Genomic DNA, 23,229 nt, shown 5'->3' on the forward strand with positions numbered 1-23,229 from the left:
GACTGCGTAACCTCCGTTAGATATTTATAGAATTTATTGCATCCATGATTTGATTTGCAAATTGTTTATATTGGGCTTTGGGTTCCAAGGCCGGATCCTTTTCCAAATGCATCACTTGCCCAAATTTTACCCGTATCCGGCGCACCCACGGCCAGCCAAAAGTTCCTTCTATCTTGACCGGCAGGACGGGAGCCCCCGTCTTATACACCAAAAATCCGATACCGCTTTTTGGCTTTTGCGGTTTTCCGGTGCGGCTGCGCGTGCCTTCGGGAAACATCACCACGCTTTCCCCTTGTTCCAAATAGTGCACCACTTCTTTTAAGGCACCAAAATCGCCAATCGTGCGTTTGCGGTCTACCGGGATATAACCGCTTCGGCGGAAGAACCAGCCCAGCACCGGTACGGAAAAGAGTTCTTTTTTGGCTACAAACCGCGAATCCCGCACCAGCCCGGCAAAACTGCCGATAGCCGGCGGATCGGCGTTGGAAAGGTGGTTGCCCGCTATAATAAGAGCGCCTGTTTTGGGGATGTTTTCCAATCCCTCTACTTTAAAATCGTAACAGACTCTGAAATAGATCCGTGCTATTAATTTTATCAAATTAAGAAGCATAGTGCTGGATTTTCTCCCACACGGCGTCCACCACCTGCTGCAAATTCAGCGACGACGTGTCAATTACAATCGCATCTTCGGCCGGTTTTAAAGGCGCTACCGCCCGGTGGGAATCGCGGTAGTCGCGTTCCTCAATCAGTTTTAAAATTTTCTGATAATCGGGATGTTCCCCCGCTTCCTGCAGCTGCTTGACGCGCCGCTTGGCGCGTTCCTGGGCCGAAGCGTCTAAATAAAATTTCATTTCCGCGTCGGGAAATACAACCGTTCCCACATCGCGCCCTTCCATCACTACGCCGCCGTCATCCCCCACATCGCGCATTTTTTCCGTCAGCACGCGGCGGGCTTCGCCGTTGGTGGAAACGCGGCTGGCCACATTGCCCACTTCTTCCAAGTGCAATTTGGCGCCCAAGTATTCGCCGTCTACATACATTTTAAGCGCGGCATCCGGCTGGCGGACAAACGTAAAATGCAGCTGTCTGGCGGCTTCCAACACGGCGTCGTGGTCTTCGGGCACAATGTGTTTTTCAAACACTTTATACGCCAAAGCGCGGTACATTTCCCCCGTGCTTAAAAAGCCATAGCCCAACTTGGCGGCAATCGCTTTTCCGACGGTGGATTTTCCCGTTCCGGCGGTTCCGTCAATGGCAATTAACATTCCGTTTGTGCGCATATTATTCGTTCACCGCGTCCAAGCTATTGGTTACGCCGCGGATGGCCAGCATAATGGCATCCGGGCTGGTGGCGGCGGACTGAGCCGTTTCCAAATCAATAAAGCCTTCTTTGTACAGGCGGGCCAAGGATTGGTCAAACGTATTCATCCCGTAGAATTCGCCGCCTTGCATCATCTTATACAAATCGCTGGGCTTGTTTTCCAAAATCAGTTTCCGCACCTGCGGCGTAGAAACCAAAATTTCCAAGGCCGGGCGCATGCCGGGCTTAATGGTGGGCAACAAACGCTGGCACACGATCCCGCGCACCAATTCCGAAAGCTGCAGCCGCACCTGTTCGTGCTGTTCTACCGGGAAGGCGTCCACCAGGCGGGCCAACGTCTGTGTAACGTTTACCGTATGCATCGTGCCCAACACCAACTGCCCCGTTTCCGCCGCGCCGATAGCGGCTTTCATCACTTCGCCGTCACGCAGCTCGCCGATTAAAATGACATCCGGATCCTGGCGCATGGCCGCGCGCAGCGCCCCCGTATAAGAAGGCGTATCCACCCCCAGCTCCAATTGGCTGACGATGCAGCGATTGTCCGTGTGCATAAATTCGATGGGGTCTTCGATTGTTAAAATGTGCCCCGGGCGGGTTTTGTTAATGTAATCAATCATGGCCGCTAGCGTGGACGTTTTACCCGATCCGGTCATCCCGGTAACCAAAATCAGCCCGCGGCGGTTGTCGGCAATTTTGCGCAAAATATCGCCGGGCAAATGCAAATCTTCAAACGAAGGGATTTTAAGCGGAATGTGGCGGATGGCCATACAAATTTTGGACATTTGGCGAAATACGTTGAAACGAAACCGCCCGTAGGACTTGGCATCCAACGAAAAATCCACCGTACTGTATTGTTCAAAAATTCTCCGTTCCCGTTCGCCCATGCAGGCGTAAGCCATTTTTTTGGCTTCGTCGTTGGAAACAAAACTGTCGTCAATGGGTTTAATCTGCCCGTTCAAACGCACGTATGCGTTGGAATTGCCGCGGATGTGCAGCCCGCTGGCTTTGTTGTCTACTACGGTTCGTAACAAACTTTGCAGTCCTACCGCCATATTCTTCTCCTCTTATGACCGGTTTTTTTTGCGGCGCAAATACGCCGGGATCAGCATTGCGTCTTCGGCATCCGTTTGTTTGGGCTCGTGGAACGACGCAAATACTTCTTGTACGGACGGTTTTTTGATAGATGTACTGCCCGCCATTTCCGCCGGCAGCGGCCGGCGCGCGCTGAACATATTGGCTTTCTCGGCGCTGAATCCGGTGGCAATGACCGTCACCTTAAACATTCCGTTTAAAGACGAATCATACGAATAGCCGAACATAATAATGGAATCGTTGCTGGCATATTGGCGGATCAGGTTCATCACTTCGCCCTGTTCCAAAAGCGTCAGGTTTTCTTCCGCCGAGAAATGCACAATAAATCCTTTTGCGCCGCGGATATCGGCATTTTCCAAAAGCGGCGAAGAAATGGCCTTTTTGACCGCCTGCAAGTGGCGGCCCGGCCCGCTGGCCTCCCCAATGCCGATAAGCGACTTGTGCGAATGGCACATCACTTTGCGCACATCGTTAAAATCGATATTCACTTCCCCCGGCTGGGTAATGACTTCGGAAATACCTTTCACGGCCTGCAGCAACACCTCATCCACCATTTTAAACGCGTCTTTGGAAGAGGTTTCCGGGTCTATGTTGGCAAACAGTTTTTCGTTGGGCACGATAATCATGGAATCTACATACTTTTGCATTTCCTTGATGCCTTCGTCGGCCTGCTTTTCGCGCACGTATCCTTCAAAGTTAAACGGACGGGTGACTACGCCGATTACCAGCAAATCGTCGCCGTACAAATCTTTCGCCAGTTTGGCCAAATACGGGGCCACCCCCGTACCCGTGCCGCCGCCCATCCCGGCCGTGATAAACAATAAATCGCACTGGCCGATAATCAGCTTTAACTTCTCGGCCGATTCTTCCGCCGCTTTTTTGCCTTTTTCGGGGTCTCCGCCGACGCCCAGCCCTTTGGTAATTTTCTCGCCCACCTGCACCAAATACGGCGCCCGGTTGCGGCGCAAGTCCTGCGCGTCGGTATTGACGGCAATAAAATCCACATCTTTCAGGCCGGAGCTGACCATGTGGTTGATGGCGTTTCCGCCGCCGCCGCCCACACCGATTACTTTAATTTTGGCTTTCTTGGTTTCAAACAAGTCCGCCGGCATAAATAAATCTTTCATACGTTTCCTCAGCCGCCAAAAATATCTACGCCTTTAAACAATTTTCCCAGCTTGCCGAAAAAGGAGCTTCCTTTTTCGTAAGAGCCGCCGGAATAATCGTCGTAACCGGAATTATCCGAAGCGTAAATAGCCAGCGCCATAGCGGTGCTGTAGAGCGGATCAAAAAATTCATCGTCGCTGGTAATCAAGTCGCGCTGTACTACCCCGCGGCGCGCTTCTTTTAAACCCAGGATGTTTACACAGTGTTCCGTAATGCCCGGCATCAGCGAGCCGCCGCCGGTTACCACACCCACCACCGGCAATTTTTTATAGCCGGAATTTTCCACGCACAAGGCCACCTGTTCAATTAGTTCTTCCACGCGGGGCTGGATAATGTCCAGCACAAAGCTTTTTTTGATGTTGTGCGTGCTGCGCCCGTCCAAAGACGGAACGGGGATTTCCCCTTCTTCGTCTAAAAAGGTAGGAAAGGATACGCCGTATTTTTCTTTAATTTCTTTGGCGTTTTGGCGGCTGGTGTGCAACAGGCGGGAAAGGTCGCTCGTAATCAAATCGCAGCCGTAGGGGATATCGCGGGAGAACTTTAAAATGCCGTCAATGTAAATACCGACGGACATCGTTTCTCCGCCCAAATCCAAAATCAGTGCGCCGATTTCTTTTTCTTCCTGCGTCAGCACGGTATCGGCCAGCGGCACCAGGCTGTAGAACGTACCGTCAATCTTATACCCCGGGCGCTGGATGGCTTTTGCCAAATTGTTCAGGTGCGTGGAAGAACCGGTGGTAATGTGTACGTCTACCTCTAACAAAGACCCTTCCATCCCTTCCGGATTGGTAATGCCTTTTTGTTTATCAATGGCATAGCCCTGCGGAATGACATTGATGATTTCGTTGTCGTTTTTAATCGGCATGGCTTTGGCGTTTTCAATCGCCAAATCCATATCCGCCTGGGTAATTTCTTTATCCATGCGGGAAATGTTATACGTGCCGTGGTTGGAAAAAGATTCCAAATGCGCCCCGCGCACGCCCACAAACAGGTTTCCGATTTCCTGGTTGCATTCGCGTTCAATACTGCCCAAAATATGCGTTACGGCGGCGGAGGTTTCGCGAATATCCGACACCATCCCCCCCCGCAGCCCTTTGCACGGAACGCTGCGCCCCGCCAAGACTTTCAGTGTATTTGTTTCAAAATCGTGTGCCGCGGCAATACAGGTCAGCTTGCCGCTGCCGACATCCAAGCCGGCAATGATGTTTGTTTTAGCCATAAGAACCACCTAAAAAATATACCTATCTTCTATTATAAAACTTAATGGGACGTCTGTGTTAAAAAAACTTTTCCGTATTTAAAAAAGTGGAAATCCAAGCTTTTCAGTTCGCCGTAATGCTCCCGGGAATAGGCTAAAATCCGGGCTGCCACATCGGCCTTGCGCTTAAGCTGTACGGCCGGGCCAAAATCAATCACGCAGCCGTCGGGCATATGCATTTTGACGGTATTGTTTTTTAAATCCATTTGCAAAAAAGCAAAATCCAGTTCGTTGTTTAACTTTAAAGTGCTTTCCACCAAATCAATAAACTCGGGGCTTAACTTTTCGGGCACCGGGCCGGAAAGCTCCACAAACGGCACCGGCTCCAACAAATTGGGGTTGGGGTCGGCATACACGGTGCTGTCTTCGTCGATATAGCGGATGGTATCGTCCGGCAGGACGAACTTGGCAATCGGCTTGCGGTGAACGGCCGAAACGCTCAGCTTGCCGCTTAAAAGCCCGCGGCTGACCGATACCCCTTTGAGCATAGGGTAGCGTTTGACAATTGCCTCGCGCAAGGCGGCGGCATCTTTTACGGAAAAAGCCTTCCCCTCGTAGGGAGCGGCCAAAGCGGAAATTTCTTTATTGATTTGCCCCGTAACGCCCGTTACGGAAATGGTTTTGGCGTGCCAGTCGGTAATTTGGGAATTGACCAGCATTCGGTAGCCTTTTGAGAGCGCCAGCCAGCCGCCGCAGCCGACGACCAGCAAGAGCACCACTACCAAAAAAAATCTAAAAAAAAAGGATGACCCCTGCCGGCGAACCACGCGTTTCTTTCTTCCTAAAGACGACGCCGAAGGCCGGTAATAGTCATACTTTTTCATAGTCACCAACACAAATTAAAAATGGGCGGAAAGGGAGTTGAACCCTTAAGGACTTTCGTCCATACGGTCCTGAGCCGTACGCGTCTGCCAATTCCGCCACCCGCCCAAGTAAATATATTTTAGAAAATTGTAATAAAAAAATCCAGTTTTTTATTTTTGTATAGGGAAAAATGCCGTCTAAACCTTTGTATTTTCCTACAAAAACAAGCCAAACCCGTTTAAAAACGGATGTTATTTTTAAAATGTTGTTCCATTTCGCGGTTCAAGTCGCGCTTTTTTAAAGATTCCCGCTTGTCAAAGAGGTGTTTCCCTTTGGCCACGCCCAGTTTCAGTTTCGCCCAGCCGTTTTTAAAATATACTTCCACAGGAACCAGCGAATACCCTTTCAGCTCCGCCTTGGCGCCCAGTTTGCGGATTTCTTTTTTGTTCAGCAGCAGCCGCCTCACGCGTGTAGGGTCGGGCTCGGTCAGGGAATTAAACTTATACGGTTTTACGTGCATATTATACACGCGCGCCTGCCCGTTTTCCACCCGCACGAAACTGCCGTCCAGACTCAGCTCTTTTTGGCGGATGGATTTCACTTCCGCTCCCAGCAGTTCCAGGCCGGCTTCATACGTATCTTCTATAAAATAATCGTGGTACGCTTTGCGGTTTGTGCAAACGACTAAAACGGACTCTTTCTTCGGCATATTTATATGATAGCAAATTACTCCCACAAAAAACCCTGCCGCTTAGGGCAGGGTTTTTGAAAAAAAAGGCAAGCATTTTATTCGCAAAGGAAAATGGGCGTTTCCGCATAGACGCCGACACTGGCTATACCGGACAGATGACACCCGCTCGGATTAAAGCAGTATCTGCCTTTTTGCGAGCAGGGGCCGCCTTCCGTCGCCTGCCCGCTGCTGCCGGTAATAGAATAGCACGATTCCACATAAGCCGTCGGCACATCGGACGAGCGGACAGACAGCGTATTCGGACACGCACACCAAGCCGTACCGTCACTGCAGGAGTTATTTACTCTCAAATAAGAGCGCACTTGTCTAAACTTGTATTTGGTAGCGTCATCATCGTCATCACCAGATCCGCCGCCAGGAGAATCCGGAATACAATTTTTCAGTGCCAGCAGCCATACCTCTTGGGTAGGTTTGGAGTTCGTTCTGCGTTTTTCCCAAGCCAATTGGCACGAATTTAACGTGCTGCCGGTATTGGTATGCGCCCCCGTCGGCTCCGGGATATCATTTCCGGACAAATAAAAACCATTGGTGGACTCCTCGCCGTACAAATCTACGGAGGAGCCATTGTTTCCTTCCACTGTCAAGGTGTTGCCTTTTACTGTACCGGCTTTTTGTCTAAGGATATTGACGGCATTTAACGTTTGAATATAGGAGTCCTGATTATAGGTTTGCGTGCCGCCCATGGCATTTACTTTAGAAAGCAGTCCAGCCGGAGTGGAAGTACTGACCGATTCATAGCCGCTGTAAGCATTCATGGTATTTCCGTGAAAAGCGGTTCTCGGCATATCAATAGACGACCCACTTTCCCCCGCCACCGACAGCAAGTCATAAATCCGGCTTGTTGTATCTGTAGAAACCGTTATGGTACCGCTGGTAGCAATGTCCATGCGCGGTGTGCTTAATCCGCCGCGCAGCGTGGCGGAATCGGCTACTTTCAAGTAGTCATATTCCCCCATGCGGGAAGGGTTGTAGCTGATGGAAGAAACCACTTCCCCAAATCCAAGAGCGGGAAGCAGCAACAAACATCCCAATAAAATGTTCTTTTTCATAATACATCCTTGAGATTTGTTTATCATCTCTTTATAAATTAAATTTTGCTAAAAATTTCTGTAAAATCCAACTCACTATATCAAAAAACAAAATGTAAAGTCAATCTGCCCCCAACTGCCGTAAGCAGACTTCTTCTTTTCATTTTACGGTTGAATTTCGTTTTTTCAAGGCCTACCCACCTTCCTCTTCAAACGCACCTGCGGTCAAAAGTGCTATGATATAAGTATGATTATTGATGACGAAAAACTGCAACGAACTTTGGAAAAAGCCAAGTCCCACTCGGACTCCGAAGTGACGGAAATTTTAAAAAAAGCCCGTGAGTTAAAAGGCATTTCGCTGGAAGAAGCGGCTGTCTTGTTAAACCTCACCGATAAAAAACTGTTAAACGACCTTTTTAATACGGCCAAATACGTTAAAGAAGCCATTTACGGCAACCGCATCGTGCTGTTTGCGCCGCTGTATATTTCCAACATTTGCACCAACGAATGCATTTATTGTGCGTTCCGCCGCTCCAACACCCATTTAAAACGCCACGCCAGCACGCAGGACGAAATCCGCCAGGAAGTAACCGCCCTCTTGCAGCAAGGGCATAAACGCATTTTGATGGTAGCCGGCGAGGCGTACCCCGGCGGCGGCCTGCAATACGTGTACGACAGCATCAAAACCATTTACGACACCCGCTGGAACGGGCAGAACATCCGCCGCGTCAACGTCAACATCGCCCCGCTGACGGAACCCGAATTTGAGCAACTTAAAAAATGCAACATCGGCACCTATCAGCTGTTCCAGGAAACCTATCATAAGGAAACCTACGCCAAGCTGCATATTGCCGGCGCCAAGAAAGACTATCAGTTCCGCCTGGACGCGATGGACCGCGCCCTGCAGGCCGGCATTAACGATGTAGGCATCGGGCCGCTGTTAGGCCTGTACGACCACAAATACGAAATTTTGGCCACCTTGGAACATTCCTGGTATCTGGATAAAACCTACGGCGTAGGCCCGCACACCATTTCCATTCCGCGCATTGAACCGGCGGAAGGGTCGGACTTCAGCCAACACCCCAATGACGTGCTGACGGATGACGATTTTAAAAAATGTGTGGCCGTCCTGCGTTTGGCGGTGCCGTACACGGGCATTATTTTAAGTACGCGCGAATCGCCCGCCATGAGAAACGCCTGCTTGGAGTTGGGCGTCTCGCAAATTTCGGCCGCGTCCCGCGTCAATCCGGGCGGCTACTCGTACGACAAGCAAAACGGCAGCCAGTTTACGCTGACCGACGACCGCTCCCTGGCCGAAGTGATAGACGCCGTGGTGGACGCCAAACATATGCCGTCCTTCTGCACGGGCTGCTACCGCTTGGGCCGCGTAGGCAAGGATTTTATGGATATGGCAAAACCGGGCCTTATCAAAACCCACTGCCTGCCCAACGCCATGTTTACGTTTGCCGAATACTTGGAAGACTTTGCCCCCGCGCCTTTAAAAGCCAAGGGCTACGCGCTGATTGACAGCACCGCCAAAGACGCCTTCCCGCAGGATTCGCCTATCCATAAAATGATAGAGGACAATCTCAAAGCCATTAAAGAAGGCAAACGGGACTTGTACTTTTAAGCAAACGCTTTTGCTTGCGCCCGGCGCCTAAACGCGCCGGGTTTTTTATGTTAAAGCGCTCTTATATGCACAAGCCCGCGGCGGATTGGCGGGGATACTCTGGGGAGAGCCGGGGTATTTTCCGTTCGGCCGTTTTCGACAGGGTATCTTCCCCGTCCAAGATCCGCCTAGTTGCCAAATGTTTCCCCATAAAAAAACCCCGCCCGAAGGCGGGGTTTTATCTGCGTTAAAACAGATTAGAACTTCACGTTCACGCCAGCTTGATAGACGGTAGCGTCGGATCTGTCAAAGTCCGCTCTGGACAGTTTGGCATAACCGATACCGGCAAACAAGCCCACGTTTTCGTTGTGCTGATAGGTGGCGGTCAAGTCCGCTTCCAGCGTGGCCGCGTGTTGAGCCGTTCTATCCTGGAAGGCAAAGCCGTCCAAGGCGAGCGTCCATTTTTCCCAGTTGTAGTCCAAACCGACGTTGAAAATGCGAGATTCGGACAATACATCCGTCAGGTCATTTCCAAAGAAGGTTTTCCCATAGACTAAACCCGGAGCATAAGCGCCGTATTCAGATACCGTACCTTTCTGGTAGATGAAGGCGGCTCTGGGGGTAAAGGCATCCATGTTCAACGAACCGTCTACTTTTACCAAGTAGGGGTTGTCATGAGATTCTTTTACCAAGCGGTCGCCGCTGTGAGAGCGGGCATATTCCACGCTCAAGGCACCGGCTTCCGGCATCATGGACAATTTGGCCCCGTAGAACCCTTGGAATTCGTCATTCCAAACATTGTTCTTGTACGTATAGCCATACACTTGAGCTTTGACCGTATCCGTCAGGTTCATGCGGAAATCAATACCGTAGAAGTCGGCATTGGATTTGGTTTGCGGGTCAAAGGTTAAGACTTTGGTGGTTTTACCGGCAATCAAGGTCAAGGCCTTAACATCGTCGGCATAGGTCAGTTTGGCGGCGTCCAACGAGGTGACCGGGCTGGACAACGCAGCCATATAACCATGGCGCGGGCCAAAATACAACAAGGCACTGTCTTCATCGCCGTAGAATTGGCGGCCCAGCGTCAATTCAAAGCGATCCATCAAGTTGGACAAAACCATATTGGCTTCCGCCAAATAAATCTGGTTTTGATAGGTGTTCAGGTCTTTACCTTTTTCAGCCCCGTCCCAAGCCGTATTATACACGAATTGGACGTTGGCTCTCACGTCTTCGGTCAGTTCGGCAGACAAGCCGGCCATCACGCGGGAAGCCGCACCGTTAGCCTCGCTCTTTTGCGCATTGTTATTGGCGCCAATTACTTCAATTTCGCCAATGGCATCTACATTATCTACGATAGCGGCGTTAATAGGCCAGGCCATCGTCATGGCTAAAAGTAAGCCCAGTAGTTTTTTCATCTAGTTACATCCTCCTGTGTAATTTTTAAACTACCCTACCTTTGTATTGAAACTTTTTAACTTCCGCTTGGCAAGAGCAAAATAAATTTAGGCTTGACAGTTTGTTTTAGAACTGGTATCCTATTTCTCCCTTTTAATTAAACGATTTTAAAAAAATGATTTTTTTGAGTTTTTACCGTCTGAGAATGAGTTTTCGCTTTGCCTAACTGTCCGCCCGTTTTTTTTGCTGACCGACAAAAAAAATCCCGCGTTTTACACGCGGGATTTTTTAATTAGTTTCGCGTTAAGCCCAAAGCGAAAGCTTGGTTACTTTATCGGATCTTCTTACTTTCGGCTCGCCCACCAGCTCCTGGATATACGCCTCGCACACATAGATTTTGGTACCCGGGAACAAGTGCCCGCCAATGGCTTGGTTGTCTTTGCCGGCCATCACCACATGGGCATGCACCTGCGGGCGGTTGTCCTGAATGCTGATGTTGCCGCAGAGGCTGATGAGTTCCATCTCCTGGTTGATGACGGTTTTCTCGTATTTCTTTTTGTTCTGGTCGTAGCAGCCAATGGTGGCGTTAGACACGGAGCCAATCACATTGACGATGCCGCATTTCACTTGGTTGTCGTGGCAAAAATCAGCGAGCGACTCCAACAAATCCTTGCCTTTAGGAAGCCTGAAAAGATATGTCCGTCCGGTCAAGTAAGGTTTTTCTTCTGCCATTTTATTCTCCTATGGGGCCTACAGCCAAGCCGCCGCCCCTTTTAAATCCTGTACATAAGCGCATACGGCGGCGAACAGGTGTTCCCCGTCCAGCCCGGCTTCGGCATATACTTTTTCCGCCGAGGCGCTTGCCAAGAATCTGCCGTCCCGATGCGGGTACAGCGTATGCCTGCGCCCCGCCAGGCTGTTTATCCAACAGTCCAGCGTGGGCAGGGTAAAATCGGTAATTCCCATCGCCGTTTGGAACAACTGCGGCGGCAGGATTTTGTTTTGCTCTTCCTGCGGCAGGGCTTCAAACAGTTCCCGGCTGGTGATATACAACACATTTACGTCCGGGCCTTCTTTGTTCAGCCTGGGCAGCAATTTTTCCACCACAATGCGTCCCACGCCGGCCCCCTGCACCAATACCGTGCCTTCGGCTGTGCCTTTTGCACGGCGCAAATAATAGACGCCGTTTACGGCCTTTGCCGCCGGCTCAGCCCCTAAAGCCGCACGATCCATAAACTTATATGACGGACGCACCACAAACGGGGCAAACACCGCCGGGCGCATGGACAAGGCTTTCACCGTAAGCGGCCAAATTTCGTCCACCTCCAAAGGCGTAATGGTAATGCACGATCCTTTGGGGAAGTTGTCCTGCAGCAGCTGCAGCGCCTGCGGGTCGGCATGCGTCGGGCCGTCCTCGCCGGTGGGCAGGCTGGCGTGCCCGTTAAACATAATAAACGTGTTCGGGTCGGCCCCGGCCTCGCGCGCGGCCTGAACGCCAATGGCGTGCAAGCGGGCGGCCACGTGTTCAAACGCCAAAAACGCCCCGTAAGAGGACGCCACGCCCACGTGTTTGCCAAAGGCGGAAATCCCCGTGCACAGGGCGGCCATGCCGTCTTCGCAAATGCCGCCGGCCGAAAGACGGCGGGAAAGCGGGTTGGAGAGCGTATTAAAATTTCCCGCCGGGAAATCTTTGGAAATTTCCGCCGCGCCGGTAGAGCCGTACAAATCGGCCGAAGCGGTTAAAATCGTGCCGTTGGTCTGTTTGTTTAAATAGGCCAGCACCTTGCCCAGCACGCCGCGGGTGGTGTAGGACGCGCCGACTTCAAACACAAACTCGGCAGGCACCTGCTCGGGCGAAAAGCGGCGGTACAGGTCTTTGCTGTTGCCCAGCCCCGCGCGCACGGTGCGGGCGTGAGCCGCCAGACGGGCGGACGCTTCCTGCAGGCACGCAGCGGCATAAGCGGCGGTTTGTTTGTCCGCCTCCAGCGCTTGGCGCACCGTCAGCAACGAGTTCCAATAGTATTTTTCAATGTTTTCGGCCGTCTTGTCTCCTTCAAAACGCGGGAAAGACACGCCAAACGTTTTTTCAAATTCCGCGAGGGATTGGTAAAATCCTTCCGAGGCAAATTTATGCCCCGAACCGTGGGAGGCTTTTCCTTCAATGCCGTAATGCCACCCTTTCACCGTGCGGTACACGATAGCCGTCGGCTGGTGGTTGGAAAGTTCCGCCGCCAGCTGGTGGGCGATATGAATTTGGTTAAAATCGTGCCCGTTGGGAACGCGGATGACGTTGAAATCGTGCATATAGAAAAATTCCATCGGGTTCCACTGCACGTAATCGCCCGGGTGTTCCCCGTCCGCCGTGACGCGTTCGCTTTCAATGGAAGCTTCGTTCCAATCAATATGGAACACGGCATTTTTAAGCTGGGCCGTAGCCGCCATGGCGGCCGCTTCGCTTACGCGGCCGGCGGTCATTCCGCCTTCGCCCTCTACAATATGCACTTGGGGGCAATTTTCGCCATAGGCGTCCGCCGCCGCCAACGCCAGCCCCACGGCCGAACCGTCCCCGACGCCGCTGGCGCCGGTGCTGGTGCGCACAAAAGGCACCAAGGGCTCCGGATGGCCGCCCAAAGCTTTTACATGGAATTTTTTAAATAAAGGAGTGCCTTGCACGGTGTTGTGGCGGAACCCCAGCAGGTCTTCCAGCCGGAGCTGGTGTTTTTCGTCCTGCGCCAAAAGCTGCGGCGCGGCAATGCGCGCGCATTCGTTGCGAAGCGCCCACAGCGCATACAGGCCCAACGCTTTATGCCCGGCCGCATAGGAAATGATATCGGCCTCGTCCTGCAGCGGATGGGCTAAGTCGTAAGCCATATCCTTATATAACAAATGCTCCACAAACCGCCCGCTGGAAATGCTTCCGCCCGGGTGGCCCGAAGTGGGCACATAGTTATACAATAGCGATACCAACGCCCGGTATACGGTGTCCAGCCGTTCCAAGCCGGCGGCATCTTCTTTGGAAATCTGATACTTGGGATTATCTAAATAATCGGTAACGTCTACAAAAACGCCTCTTTTCTTGCCCCATTCAAATGTTCGGCTCATAATTTTTTCCTATGGTTATAAAGTAACTTCTTTGATTCCGTTTTGCGCCGCAAGATACGCCAAACGGAAAGTATTTCCGACATCAAATTTGCTGACGATTTCCACATTGGAGTGGATGTTGCGCGTGGGAATAGAAAGCCCGCAGGTGGGAATACCGGTTTTAGACTGGTGCACGGCTCCGGCGTCGTTGCCGCCGCGCGGCGCAATGCGGATTTGGCGGCGGATGGTGTATTCGTCGCACAACGCTTTAAGCGCGTTAAACAAGCGCTCCGGCGTAATGGTGCGCGCATCCAACGCCGTAATTCCTACCCCCTGCCCCAAGGCGCAAATATAATCCTGCGGCGCGCATCCGGGAATATCGGCCGCGCCCGTGGTGTCTATACACAGGGCCACATCCGCCTCAATTCCAAACGCCGCCGTAGCCGCCCCGCGCAGGCCTACTTCTTCCTGCACCGTAAACACGGCATACACATTGTAAAAAGGGTTCTTCAGCGCCTTCAGCACTTCCGCCAACACAAATACGCCGGCGCGGTTATCCAAAGCTTTGGCGCAAATTAAGCCGTTTCCAAATTCTTCATACGTTCTGTCCAATACGGCAAAATCTCCGATTTCCACCCGTTTTTTAACCTCTTCGCCGCTCAACCCCATATCTATGCAGAGGTCTTTCACGCCCACCGCTTTGGCACGATCCGCCTCGGTGGTAATATGGGCGGGTTTTGTGCCGATGACCCCTAAAAAAGAGCCCTTTTTGGTATGCACGCGCACCCGCTGCGCAAGCAGCGTGCGGGGGTCAATGCCCCCCACGGTTACAAAGCGCAAAAAGCCGCGTTCGTCAATATGGTGAATCATGAGTCCCACTTCATCCATATGGGCGCATAAAAGCAGATTTTTATCGGAAGTGCCTTTTTTAAAAAAGATGAGGTTTCCCATTACGTCCGTGCGTACATCATCGGCGTAGGGGGATAAAAGGTCTTTTAAGTAGCTGCGGACTGCGCTTTCGCGGCCGGATATACCCGGCAGTTCGGTTAACGTTTTAAGAATAGAAAAATCTAATTTTTGCTCCATTTTGCTCACTTTCTGACAGTTAAGGTATTTACATTATACTCACAAAGGCCTTTTTTTGCAAGCAATTTCCGTCGTATGTTCGGACGCGCGCGCGGGCGCGCTCTTTAACATACGGCACCGGTGGCCGGCCGCAGAGCAAACACCGGCTGGTGTTCCCCCCTCTCAGCCCTCCGCGCGCCTGGCGCCCGCGCCACAGAGCGGAAAAAAATTGTAGAATATCTAGGACAGAAATTTTTTTTAGGAGGCAGTTCAATGACCGTTTCTTATAAAGATCTGGGCTTGGTTAACACCCGCCAGATGTTCAAAGACGCTATGGCCGGCGGTTACGCCATTCCGGCTTACAACTTTAACAATATGGAACAGCTGCAAGCTATCGTTACCGCCTGCGTACAAACCGGTTCCCCGGTAATCTTGCAAGTTTCCAAAGGCGCCCGGCAATATGCCAACGCCACGCTCTTGCGCTGGATGGCCCGCGGTGCGGTGGAAATGATGAAAGAAATCGGCAAGCCGGTACCGCTGTGCTTGCACTTGGATCACGGCGATTCCTTTGAACTGTGCAAAGACTGCATTGACAACGGTTTCTCTTCCGTAATGATTGACGGCTCCCACCTGCCGTATGAAGAAAACGTGGCCTTGACCAAAAAAGTAGTGGACTATGCCCACCAGCACGACGTAACCGTAGAAGGCGAACTGGGCGTTTTGGCCGGGATTGAAGATGAAGTCTCCGCCGAACACCACACCTACACCGATCCGGCCCAAGTGGAAGATTTCGTAAAACGCACGGGCGTGGATTCTTTGGCCATTTCCATCGGCACTTCTCACGGCGCGTACAAATTCAAAGTAAAACCCGGCGAAAAACTGCCCGAACTGCGCTTTGATATTTTGGAAGAAGTTTCCAAACGTCTGCCCGGTTTCCCGATTGTATTGCACGGTTCTTCCAGCGTTCCGCAATGGGCCGTCAAACAAATCAACGAATACGGCGGCAAATTGGAAGATACGGCCGGCATTCCGGAAGAACAGCTGCGCAAAGCTGCCAAATCCGCCGTGTGCAAAATCAATGTGGACTCGGACGGCCGCCTTGTGATGACCGCCACCATCCGCAAAATTTTCGCCACCAAACCCAGCGAATTTGACCCGCGCAAATACCTGGGCCCGGCCCGCGAAGAACTTATTAAGATGTATGCCGAAAAGAACGAAAACGTATTCGGTTCCGCCGGCAGAGTCAAATAAGTAAATTCATTCGGCTTTACATACCCCGCTTGCACAAGCGGGGTATTTTTTATCCTTTTTTCGTTTGCTTTTGGGTTGGAAAACAAAAAAGCCGCGGGATATACAACACCCGCGGCTTTAGAACGGTTGGAAAAGTTAAATTCCTTTTTTGCGGAAGATTTCCGTTACCCGCTCAAAAATGCCGTTGCAATAGGCAATCGTCAGCCCATAGTTGGAAAGAGGGACTTTCTTCTCTTTCAAAATTTCCAGCCGCCGCATAATCTGCGTGCGCGTTACCATACATCCGCCGCATTGAACGGCCAGTTTGTATTTTTCGGCATCGGCGGGAATGGGATCTAAATTGGCTACCACGTCAAATTCCAATTTTTTGCCGGTATACTTGCGAAGCAGGTTGGGGATTTTTACCCGTCCGATATCGTCGCATTTATTAACGCTGTGGGAGCAGGACTCCAAAATCAGCACCCGGTCGCCGTCTTGCAGGCGGTCGATGGCGTGCGTGCCGCGCAGGAAAGCGTCAAAATCGCCTTTTAAGCGTGAGAACAGAATGCTAAAGCTCGTCAGCGCAATCGTGGGCGGAACCACCGTTTTGACGTAACCAAACGCCTGCGAATCCGTAACCACCAGTTTGGGCGTATGGGTTTGCAGGTATTTCCGCAGTTCCGTGTCCTTTAAACACACCGCCACGGCCCCGATATCCAACAGGTTGCGAATGGTTTGCACCTGCGGCAAAATCAGGCGGCCTTCGGGGGCGGAAGCGTCAATCGGAATCACCAGCACCACTTCTTCCCCCGCCTTTACAAAATCGTCCAAAATGACATCTTGCGAATAAGAACTTTTGGGCAGATGTTTTTTAATCATCTCCAACAGCCGCGGCAAGAGGGCCGGGCTTTTGCAGGAGAAATCCACCACATCCGCACCTTTGATTTCCACATTCAGCTTTTGCAAATCGCTTTTATTGTGCACAAAGAAGAACGGCACTTTGCGCGCCACGCAGGTTTCCATCAACGTTTGGTCGTAAGAATCAAATTGGTCTGCAAACACCAAAATGGCCAAATCCACCTGATCCAACGCTTCGTTGGTGCGTTCCACCCGCTGGGTGCCCAGGGCGGAAGTATCGTCTATTCCGGGGGTATCCAATACAGTTACGGGGCCGACGCCTAAAATTTCAATAATTTTTTTCACGGGATCGGTAGTCGTACCCGGATGATCCGCCACGACGGAAACTTGCTGCCCGGTCAAGGCGTTGATGAGCGAGCTCTTGCCCACGTTCATTTTTCCAAAAATGCCGATATGCGGCCGATTGAGTTTTACCATACCCTAATTATATATAATAAAAAGCTGCTCCCCAACCGACCGGTGCCTTGGCACCCGCACAGAGCATAGCAATAAGGTATAATAAAGAAAAGTCCGTATCATAAAGAGGATTCTCCCATATGAACAAATTTGACGCTTATTTAAAAGAACGTGCCAAATTAGTAGAAAAGAATTTATCCAAGTATATTTCCAAAATAGACAATTCGCCCAAAATTTTAACCGACGCCATGGATTACTCGCTCCAAGCCGGCGGCAAACGCGTGCGCCCCATTTTGCTGATGGCCACCGCGGAAGCCTTCGGCAAAAAAGCGGCCGACGTCATGCCCGCCGCCTGCGCCGTGGAAATGCTGCACACCTATTCTTTAATTCACGACGATTTGCCCTCTATGGACAACGACTCCCTGCGCCGCGGCAAACCCACCAACCACAAAGTCTTTGGCGAGGATTTGGCCCTGCTGGCGGGCGATGCGCTGTTAACCTACGTGTTTGAAGTGTTTGCCCAGAACGGCAAAGTAAAAGCGATCGGGGCCGAAAACACCCTTAACGCGCTCTTGCATTTTGCCAACTGCGCCGGCGCCAGCGGCATGGTGGGCGGCCAAGTGGCCGACGTATACGCCGAAGGCATGGGCCGCAGCGACGCCCACAGCTTCCGCGCCGACAAGCTGCGCCAAAACTCCAAACCTCTGGCCGACAAAACCCTCCACTATTTTATGCTGCCGGCCCGCATCAAAGAAACCACCCCGGAAACCATTTTAAATTACATTCACGCCAATAAAACCGGTGCACTCATCCGCGGCAGCGTGGAATCGGGCGCGCTGTTGGCGGGCGCCAGCGGGAAAGATTTGACGTTAATTAAAAAATACGCCAACTGCATTGGCCTGGTCTTCCAAATTGTAGACGACATTTTAGACGTTACCGCCAGCGCCAAACAATTGGGCAAATCCAACAGCGACGCCGAAAACGGCAAACTGACCTTCGTCAGCCTCTACGGGCTGGAAGGCAGCCGCAAACACGCCCAACTGCTGATTGCCAACGCCCAAAAAGCGTTGGACGCGCTGAAAAACGTCAAAAAGAAAAATCTCTGGCCCCTGTATGAAATGGCCGAATTTTTTAAAACCAGAACTTATTAAGAAGGATTGCCTATGAAAGTACTCCCCAGTATCCAGAGCCCGAAAGATCTTCGCCTCATCAAAAAAGAACTGTTGCCCACGTTATGCGAAGAGCTGCGCTCCGTGATTATTGACACCGCCAGCAAAAACGGCGGCCATTTGGGCTCCAGCTTGGGCGCCGTAGAAATTATTACGGCTTTGCACTACGTGTTTAACACGCCCGAAGATAAAATCGTGTTTGATACGGGGCACCAAGCTTACGCTCACAAGCTCTTAACCGGGCGGCAAAAAGAATTTCACACCATTCGCACCCAAAAGGGTCTCAGCGGGTTTCCAAAACGCTGTGAAAGCCCGTACGATACCTTTGGGGTAGGGCACGCCTCCACCGCTATTTCCGCCGCGCTGGGCATGGCCATTGCGCGCGACCAGAAAAAAGAAAAAAACAAAGTCATCGCCGTCGTGGGGGACGGCTGCCTTACCGGCGGCATGGCCTATGAAGCCATGCAAAACGCCGGGCTGTTGCGCTCGGACTTGCTGGTTATTTTAAACGACAACCAGATGTTTATTTCCAAACGCGTCGGCGCCTTGGGCAAGGCCTTAACCAAACTGCTGACCACCAAATACGTCCAACTGGCGGAAGAAAAAGCTTCCAACTTTTTAAAACGCTTTGACGAACTGGGCAACAACGCCGCCAAACTGGCCAAGCGGGCGCGCTCCATTTTGTTCCCGGGCACCTTGTTTGAAGAAATGGGCTTCCGCTATTTCGGCCCGGTAAACGGAAACGATATTAACGAAATGATTGAAGTGCTGGAAAGCGTCAAAGACGTAAAAGGCCCGGTGATGCTGCACGTCGTCACCAAAAAAGGCAAAGGCTATAAACCGGCCGAAGAAAAACCCACCAAGTTTCACGGCGTGGGCGTGTTTGACGTAGACACCGGAGACACGATCGGCAAATCCAACTGCATTACGTTTACGCAGGCCTTTTCCAACACGCTGGTAAAGCTGGCGGAAAAAGACCCGTCCATCACTGCCATCACGGCAGCCATGCCGGAAGGAACGGGGTTGGACGCGTTCCGCGACAAATTCCCCTCCCGCTATTTTGACGTGGGTATCGCCGAAGAACACGCCGCCACGTTTGCGGCCGGGCTGGCCGCCGGCGGGATGAAACCGGTGGTGGCGATTTATTCCACTTTTATCCAGCGCTGCTACGACCAGATTATTCACGACGTGGCCCTGCAGAAACTGCCCGTCGTATTTGCGCTGGATCGGGCAGGCCTAGTGGGAGAAGACGGCCCCACCCACCACGGCGTATTTGATTTAAGCTTTCTGCGCGAGGTGCCGAACTTAATTGTGGCCGCCCCCGCAGATGAAAACGAACTGCAGCACCTGCTGAAAACCGCACTGGACGCTAAGGCGCCTTTCGTATTGCGCTACCCGCGCGGATCGGGCTTTGGCGTGGAGATGGACGCCGCCCCCAAACGGCTGGAAATCGGAAAAGGCGTGTGGCTTAAGAAAGGAAAAGATCTAAATATCTTGGCGATCGGAAACCGCGTTCATCCCGCCATGCAAGCGGCCGCACTGCTGGCCGAAAAAGACATAGACTGCGGCGTAGCCAATATGCGTTTTGTGCACCCGCTGGATACGCACTTGATTGACGAAGCGCTGAAGCTTTCCCGCCGCATCGTAACGGTGGAGGACAATATGCTGGCGGGCGGTTTCGGCTCGGCCGTGGCCGAATACGTAAGCGACAAGCAGGCCGATTTTAAATTGCTTCGCTTAGGCATCGGAGACGAATTTGTAGAACACGGCAAAGTAGCCCAACTCTATGACCAGCTGGGTCTGAACGCCGAAGAAATGACAAAACATATTTTGAAGTGGAAAAACAAGTGAGGGCTTATGACCAAAGAACAAGACGCCGTAGAACATGAAGAGTCTTACATCAAAGCGTACGAAGATATTCAGCTGTTAAAGAAAGACGTCATGCGTCCGGTTCGTATGGAGCTGGAAGTAATGAAGCCGGAAATTTACTTGCAGCACTTCAACGTAACCGACACGATCGTCTGCTTTGGCAGTGCGCGCGTGCGGGAAGAAAAAGAATCCCAAGAAAAAGTAAAACGCGCCAAAGAAGCCTTGGCTAAAAATCCGACGGACAAAAACCTTCAAAACCGTTTGTACGAAGCCGAGGGCCTGGCGAAACTGGCCAAGTATTACGAAGAAGCACGCCGCTTTGCCAAGCTGGTGGTGCAGCACGCGGGCGACCGCTTTGCCGTCGTTACCGGCGGCGGGCCGGGACTAATGGAAGCCGCCAACCGCGGAGCCTTTGAAAACGGCGGGCGCAGCATCGGCATGAACATTACGCTCCCGCACGAACAGCGCCCCAACCCGTATATCACCAAAAATTTGGCTTTCTTGTTTCATTATTTTGCCATCCGCAAGCTGCATTTGGTCATGCGCTCGCGGGCGTTTGTGGTGTTCCCGGGCGGATTTGGAACGTTTGACGAATTGTTTGAAATTCTAACCCTGGTCAAAACCGGCAAAAAAGAAGATATTCCGATTGTGCTGGTGGGCAAAGAATTTTGGAATACCGTCGTCAATATTCCGGGTCTTGCTTCCTACGGCGTCATCTCGCCGGAAGAAGCCGAGTCCTGCGAAGTGGTGGAAACCGCCGAAGAAGCGTGGGACGTGTTGGCAAAGTTCTATAAAATTAAATAATCATACAAATCCCCGGCGCTGGGTGCCGGGGAACTTTTAGAACATAAAAAAACCGCCGGAATAAATCCGGCGGTTTTTGGTTGGAACTAAATTATTTTTTCTTTGCTACTTTTTTTACGGCTTTTTTTACGGTTTTTTTGGCAGCCGGTTTTTTAGCGGCGGTTTTTTTAACGGCAGCTTTTTTCACGGCTACTTTTTTCACGGTTTTTTTAGCGCAGGCTTTTTTGGCGCACGCTTTTTTAGCACAGGCTTTTTTAGCCGGTTTTTTCACGGCGGCTTTCTTCACGGTTACTTTTTTAGCCGGCTTTTTGGCAGCGGCTTTTTTCACGGTTTTTTTAACGGCCATTTTATTCTCCTAGGACAATTAGTTTTAACCTCATAAAAATAATAGCACAAATTATTTTAAAATGCAAACTTTTTCCCGTCATAGAATAATTTTTTAAAAAAAATCAAGCCCCGTTTTTACCGTCTGAAAATTCTTTTTTTATTTTTTCTCCGTCGTATTTTTTCGTTTCGCGCGCACCAGCGGATAAATTTCCGTGCGGCCGCAAAGCGCCGTAAAAATAAATGCGTTTAATGTTTTTTTGTAGCTTAACGTAACGGCAATTGCAAACAAAAGCGCATACCAAAAATGCATTTGCGTGGCTGAAAAACCGCGCCAAAAACTGGACAGCGCGGCATACAAAATAAGCAAAATATATCCCCAGTTAAACAGGTACAAAAGCTGCAGCGTCCGCTTTAACGTAGTAACGCGAAAAACCCGAAGAACTAGCGGCAGCAGTACGCTTTTGCCAAATCCAAACAGCACCCCGATTATGATTCCTTCGGCGTAATACCCTTGCAAAATATGCCCCGCGCCGGGAGCAATTAAACTAAACACCAAGGAGGCCAGCGCAATCATTTCTCCCCCCACAATTTCAATAATCCACACGCGGTTTTTACTTTGGAAACCCGCATATACGAAAGCCCGCTTTGCTGGGTTAACTGCCGGGCTAACGTTTCCAACGCACTTGCTTTCCCTTTTTTTAATTCCAGTTCAATTTCTTTCATTTGCACTTTCCGCCCGGCCACATACAGCGTGCATTGGTCAAATGCCAATTCCGCCTCCAAAGAAGGAAAAGAAAGCAACTGCACGGTACGGCGATTGGTCAGCTTAAACAACGGACGCAGCTGTTGCAAGGGCAAATTTTTCCAGCGTTTTTTTTGGTTTAAAAAAGAAAGAGCTTCCTTTAAATTTTTTACGCCCGGCAACTCCAGGGTTTCCTCCCGGCGGACGGCTTTTCCGTTTTTCACTTCCGTGCGCGTCTTAAATGTGGCTTGCCATTGGCCCGCACAACAGCGGACGCGAAAAGCAATTTGTTGTTTTTCAAAAGCCGAATCGGGCGTATCTAAATACACATCGCAAATCGCCAGCTGCACCGCGCCTCTCGGCGAGGCCTGCCCCGCCGCTTGCTCAACCGCGCGGCGCATCCGCGCAAACGCACGCGGCACATTGGCATCCCACTTAAATTCCGTTTCCATATTCTTCATAGTTTTAGTTTACCAAAAAAGTATAATAGCGTTAGGAGGCTTTTATGAAAAAATTGCGTCAACCCACTTCTTTACAATGTTTTGCCTGCGGGCGGAACAACCCTTTTGGCTTAAAATTGGAATGGTACAACGATTATGACAAACGCCAGGTAGAGGCCAGTTTTTCGCTGGACGACAATTATTGTTCCTACCCCGGCACGGTGCACGGCGGCATTTTGGCCACCATTTTGGATGAAACCTCCGGACGCGCCATTTTGCTTAACAATGATTTTAACCGCTTAATGGTTACCCTTAAAATGGAAGTGGTCTACAAGCACAACACCCCCACGCACACGCCGCTAAAAGCCATCGGCCGCGTGATAAAAGACAGCGGCTCCCGCGCCATGGTGGAAGGGGAAATCGTCCTGCCGGACGGAACGGTTTCTGCCAAGTGCAGCAGTATTTTGTACAAAATTCCCCAAGCCGTGAAAGACAAATGGGGCCCCGAAGAAGAAGAGTGGAAACGCACGACTCCGTCGGTAGAAGAATAACGATGCGGCATACGCCCGTTGAGTTCCGGCTCGGATTTTGCTAAAATATAGTATCGCTTTAGGATCGGTAGCTTAGCTGGTAGAGCGCCTGCTTTACACGCAGGAGGTCACAGGTTCGAGTCCTGTCCGGTCCACCATTTTAAAAGGCACTTCGTACGAAGTGCCTTTTTTGTTAGGGCGCAGCAGAGAATCCCGCTTTTCCTTTAAGCAAC

At 51.2% G+C, this 23,229-nt stretch carries 22 protein-coding genes and 2 tRNA genes; 7 read left to right on the plus strand and 17 right to left on the minus strand.

What is annotated here, in order from left to right:
• Positions 1–16 precede the first annotated feature (16 nt).
• The 9 genes from B5F75_RS05020 to B5F75_RS05060 all read right to left on the minus strand — a co-directional run bounded on the left by B5F75_RS05020 (position 17) and on the right by B5F75_RS05060 (position 7,442).
• Entirely contained in the window at positions 17–610 is a 594-nt protein-coding gene (locus B5F75_RS05020; protein WP_087288599.1) for a lysophospholipid acyltransferase family protein, read from the minus strand.
• A complete protein-coding gene (gene cmk, locus B5F75_RS05025; RefSeq protein WP_087288601.1) occupies positions 600–1,280 on the minus strand; it encodes a (d)CMP kinase in 681 nt (226 codons plus the stop codon). The genes B5F75_RS05020 and cmk overlap by 11 nt, the downstream gene beginning before the upstream one ends.
• A 1-nt stretch (position 1,281) precedes the next feature.
• On the minus strand, positions 1,282–2,373 hold the full coding sequence (locus tag B5F75_RS05030) for a type IV pilus twitching motility protein PilT (RefSeq protein ID WP_087288604.1): 1,092 nt from the start codon (positions 2,371–2,373) through the stop codon (positions 1,282–1,284).
• Positions 2,374–2,385: 12 nt separating this feature from the next.
• A complete protein-coding gene (ftsZ, locus tag B5F75_RS05035; RefSeq protein ID WP_087288606.1) occupies positions 2,386–3,540 on the minus strand; it encodes a cell division protein FtsZ in 1,155 nt (384 codons plus the stop codon).
• 8 nt (positions 3,541–3,548) lie between these two features.
• The gene (gene ftsA, locus B5F75_RS05040) at positions 3,549–4,799 is read right to left on the minus strand and encodes a cell division protein FtsA (protein ID WP_087288607.1); all 1,251 of its coding nucleotides are present in this window, start codon (positions 4,797–4,799) and stop codon (positions 3,549–3,551) included.
• 41 nt (positions 4,800–4,840) lie between these two features.
• Positions 4,841–5,662, minus strand: coding sequence for a hypothetical protein (locus tag B5F75_RS05045; RefSeq protein ID WP_087288609.1), 822 nt, complete (start codon positions 5,660–5,662; stop codon positions 4,841–4,843).
• A 22-nt stretch (positions 5,663–5,684) separates the two neighbouring features.
• Positions 5,685–5,768 (minus strand) — tRNA-Leu (locus tag B5F75_RS05050).
• Between the two features lie 112 nt (positions 5,769–5,880).
• Positions 5,881–6,351 (minus strand): SsrA-binding protein SmpB, encoded by a 471-nt coding sequence (smpB, locus tag B5F75_RS05055; RefSeq protein ID WP_087288612.1) that lies wholly within the window; start codon positions 6,349–6,351, stop codon positions 5,881–5,883.
• Between the two features lie 77 nt (positions 6,352–6,428).
• Positions 6,429–7,442, minus strand: a complete 1,014-nt coding sequence (locus tag B5F75_RS05060) for a hypothetical protein (protein WP_087288614.1) — start codon at positions 7,440–7,442, stop codon at positions 6,429–6,431.
• A 226-nt stretch (positions 7,443–7,668) separates the two neighbouring features.
• Between B5F75_RS05060 and hydG the strand changes: the two genes are divergently transcribed.
• On the plus strand, positions 7,669–9,051 hold the full coding sequence (hydG, locus tag B5F75_RS05065; RefSeq protein ID WP_087288616.1) for a [FeFe] hydrogenase H-cluster radical SAM maturase HydG: 1,383 nt from the start codon (positions 7,669–7,671) through the stop codon (positions 9,049–9,051).
• A gap of 236 nt (positions 9,052–9,287) precedes the next feature.
• Here hydG and B5F75_RS05070 read toward each other — a convergent pair whose 3' ends face one another.
• The 4 genes from B5F75_RS05070 to B5F75_RS05085 all read right to left on the minus strand — a co-directional run bounded on the left by B5F75_RS05070 (position 9,288) and on the right by B5F75_RS05085 (position 14,592).
• Positions 9,288–10,445, minus strand: coding sequence for a hypothetical protein (locus B5F75_RS05070; protein ID WP_087288617.1), 1,158 nt, complete (start codon positions 10,443–10,445; stop codon positions 9,288–9,290).
• Positions 10,446–10,728: 283 nt separating this feature from the next.
• Positions 10,729–11,157: a PPC domain-containing DNA-binding protein gene (locus B5F75_RS05075; protein WP_087288619.1), complete on the minus strand. Its 429-nt coding sequence runs from the start codon at positions 11,155–11,157 to the stop codon at positions 10,729–10,731.
• Between the two features lie 18 nt (positions 11,158–11,175).
• Entirely contained in the window at positions 11,176–13,527 is a 2,352-nt protein-coding gene (locus tag B5F75_RS05080) for a transketolase family protein (RefSeq protein ID WP_087288621.1), read from the minus strand.
• 15 nt (positions 13,528–13,542) lie between these two features.
• Positions 13,543–14,592, minus strand: coding sequence for a M42 family metallopeptidase (locus B5F75_RS05085; protein ID WP_087288623.1), 1,050 nt, complete (start codon positions 14,590–14,592; stop codon positions 13,543–13,545).
• Between the two features lie 252 nt (positions 14,593–14,844).
• Here B5F75_RS05085 and B5F75_RS05090 point away from each other — a divergent pair, with 252 nt between their 5' ends.
• Complete coding sequence (locus tag B5F75_RS05090; RefSeq protein ID WP_087288625.1) at positions 14,845–15,822, plus strand: class II fructose-bisphosphate aldolase; 978 nt, start codon at positions 14,845–14,847, stop codon at positions 15,820–15,822.
• A 135-nt stretch (positions 15,823–15,957) separates the two neighbouring features.
• On the opposite strand, the gene hydF is transcribed toward B5F75_RS05090, so the two are convergent.
• Positions 15,958–17,136: a [FeFe] hydrogenase H-cluster maturation GTPase HydF gene (gene hydF / locus B5F75_RS05095; RefSeq protein WP_087288627.1), complete on the minus strand. Its 1,179-nt coding sequence runs from the start codon at positions 17,134–17,136 to the stop codon at positions 15,958–15,960.
• A gap of 119 nt (positions 17,137–17,255) precedes the next feature.
• On the opposite strand from hydF, the gene B5F75_RS05100 reads away from it, so the two are divergent.
• From B5F75_RS05100 to B5F75_RS05110, 3 genes are read left to right on the plus strand one after another with little or no spacing between them, the layout of a single operon-like run.
• Positions 17,256–18,266, plus strand: a complete 1,011-nt coding sequence (locus B5F75_RS05100; RefSeq protein WP_087288629.1) for a polyprenyl synthetase family protein — start codon at positions 17,256–17,258, stop codon at positions 18,264–18,266.
• Between the two features lie 12 nt (positions 18,267–18,278).
• Entirely contained in the window at positions 18,279–20,135 is a 1,857-nt protein-coding gene (gene dxs, locus B5F75_RS05105) for a 1-deoxy-D-xylulose-5-phosphate synthase (RefSeq protein ID WP_087288631.1), read from the plus strand.
• 6 nt (positions 20,136–20,141) lie between these two features.
• Entirely contained in the window at positions 20,142–20,957 is an 816-nt protein-coding gene (locus tag B5F75_RS05110) for an LOG family protein (RefSeq protein WP_087288633.1), read from the plus strand.
• A 91-nt stretch (positions 20,958–21,048) separates the two neighbouring features.
• Here B5F75_RS05110 and B5F75_RS05115 read toward each other — a convergent pair whose 3' ends face one another.
• The 3 genes from B5F75_RS05115 to B5F75_RS05125 form a co-directional block, all read right to left on the minus strand.
• Positions 21,049–21,303, minus strand: a complete 255-nt coding sequence (locus B5F75_RS05115) for a histone H1 (RefSeq protein ID WP_087288634.1) — start codon at positions 21,301–21,303, stop codon at positions 21,049–21,051.
• Positions 21,304–21,441: 138 nt separating this feature from the next.
• Positions 21,442–21,858: a hypothetical protein gene (locus B5F75_RS05120; RefSeq protein ID WP_087288636.1), complete on the minus strand. Its 417-nt coding sequence runs from the start codon at positions 21,856–21,858 to the stop codon at positions 21,442–21,444.
• Positions 21,855–22,487 (minus strand): CYTH domain-containing protein, encoded by a 633-nt coding sequence (locus B5F75_RS05125; RefSeq protein WP_087288637.1) that lies wholly within the window; start codon positions 22,485–22,487, stop codon positions 21,855–21,857. Before B5F75_RS05125 ends, B5F75_RS05120 begins: the two co-directional genes overlap by 4 nt.
• Positions 22,488–22,531: 44 nt before the next feature.
• Here B5F75_RS05125 and B5F75_RS05130 point away from each other — a divergent pair, with 44 nt between their 5' ends.
• Both B5F75_RS05130 and B5F75_RS05135 read left to right on the plus strand, forming a co-directional pair.
• Positions 22,532–23,017 carry a PaaI family thioesterase gene (locus B5F75_RS05130; RefSeq protein WP_087288640.1) on the plus strand — a complete coding sequence of 162 codons (486 nt, stop codon included), beginning with the start codon at positions 22,532–22,534 and terminating at the stop codon, positions 23,015–23,017.
• Between the two features lie 61 nt (positions 23,018–23,078).
• A tRNA-Val gene (locus B5F75_RS05135) sits at positions 23,079–23,154 on the plus strand.
• Positions 23,155–23,229 lie beyond the last annotated feature (75 nt).

The organism is Elusimicrobium sp. An273 (genome assembly GCF_002159705.1).
Lineage (GTDB): Bacteria > Elusimicrobiota > Elusimicrobia > Elusimicrobiales > Elusimicrobiaceae > Avelusimicrobium > Avelusimicrobium gallicola.

Excerpts from the sequence above, each read along its gene's own strand:
- B5F75_RS05045 (WP_087288609.1), bottom strand. The coding sequence starts at position 5,662 with ATGAAAAAGTATGACTATTACCGGCCTTCGGCGTCGTCTTTAGGAAGA.
- B5F75_RS05110 (WP_087288633.1), top strand. The coding sequence starts at position 20,142 with ATGACCAAAGAACAAGACGCCGTAGAACATGAAGAGTCTTACATCAAA.
- dxs (WP_087288631.1), top strand. The coding sequence starts at position 18,279 with ATGAAAGTACTCCCCAGTATCCAGAGCCCGAAAGATCTTCGCCTCATC.
- B5F75_RS05020 (WP_087288599.1), bottom strand. The coding sequence starts at position 610 with ATGCTTCTTAATTTGATAAAATTAATAGCACGGATCTATTTCAGAGTC.
- smpB (WP_087288612.1), bottom strand. The coding sequence starts at position 6,351 with ATGCCGAAGAAAGAGTCCGTTTTAGTCGTTTGCACAAACCGCAAAGCG.
- B5F75_RS05090 (WP_087288625.1), top strand. The coding sequence starts at position 14,845 with ATGACCGTTTCTTATAAAGATCTGGGCTTGGTTAACACCCGCCAGATG.
- B5F75_RS05085 (WP_087288623.1), bottom strand. The coding sequence starts at position 14,592 with ATGGAGCAAAAATTAGATTTTTCTATTCTTAAAACGTTAACCGAACTG.
- B5F75_RS05030 (WP_087288604.1), bottom strand. The coding sequence starts at position 2,373 with ATGGCGGTAGGACTGCAAAGTTTGTTACGAACCGTAGTAGACAACAAA.
- B5F75_RS05115 (WP_087288634.1), bottom strand. The coding sequence starts at position 21,303 with ATGGCCGTTAAAAAAACCGTGAAAAAAGCCGCTGCCAAAAAGCCGGCT.
- B5F75_RS05080 (WP_087288621.1), bottom strand. The coding sequence starts at position 13,527 with ATGAGCCGAACATTTGAATGGGGCAAGAAAAGAGGCGTTTTTGTAGAC.
- B5F75_RS05130 (WP_087288640.1), top strand. The coding sequence starts at position 22,532 with ATGAAAAAATTGCGTCAACCCACTTCTTTACAATGTTTTGCCTGCGGG.
- ftsA (WP_087288607.1), bottom strand. The coding sequence starts at position 4,799 with ATGGCTAAAACAAACATCATTGCCGGCTTGGATGTCGGCAGCGGCAAG.
- B5F75_RS05120 (WP_087288636.1), bottom strand. The coding sequence starts at position 21,858 with ATGATTGCGCTGGCCTCCTTGGTGTTTAGTTTAATTGCTCCCGGCGCG.
- hydF (WP_087288627.1), bottom strand. The coding sequence starts at position 17,136 with ATGGTAAAACTCAATCGGCCGCATATCGGCATTTTTGGAAAAATGAAC.
- B5F75_RS05075 (WP_087288619.1), bottom strand. The coding sequence starts at position 11,157 with ATGGCAGAAGAAAAACCTTACTTGACCGGACGGACATATCTTTTCAGG.
- B5F75_RS05100 (WP_087288629.1), top strand. The coding sequence starts at position 17,256 with ATGAACAAATTTGACGCTTATTTAAAAGAACGTGCCAAATTAGTAGAA.
- hydG (WP_087288616.1), top strand. The coding sequence starts at position 7,669 with ATGATTATTGATGACGAAAAACTGCAACGAACTTTGGAAAAAGCCAAG.
- B5F75_RS05070 (WP_087288617.1), bottom strand. The coding sequence starts at position 10,445 with ATGAAAAAACTACTGGGCTTACTTTTAGCCATGACGATGGCCTGGCCT.
- cmk (WP_087288601.1), bottom strand. The coding sequence starts at position 1,280 with ATGCGCACAAACGGAATGTTAATTGCCATTGACGGAACCGCCGGAACG.
- ftsZ (WP_087288606.1), bottom strand. The coding sequence starts at position 3,540 with ATGAAAGATTTATTTATGCCGGCGGACTTGTTTGAAACCAAGAAAGCC.
- B5F75_RS05060 (WP_087288614.1), bottom strand. The coding sequence starts at position 7,442 with ATGAAAAAGAACATTTTATTGGGATGTTTGTTGCTGCTTCCCGCTCTT.
- B5F75_RS05125 (WP_087288637.1), bottom strand. The coding sequence starts at position 22,487 with ATGAAGAATATGGAAACGGAATTTAAGTGGGATGCCAATGTGCCGCGT.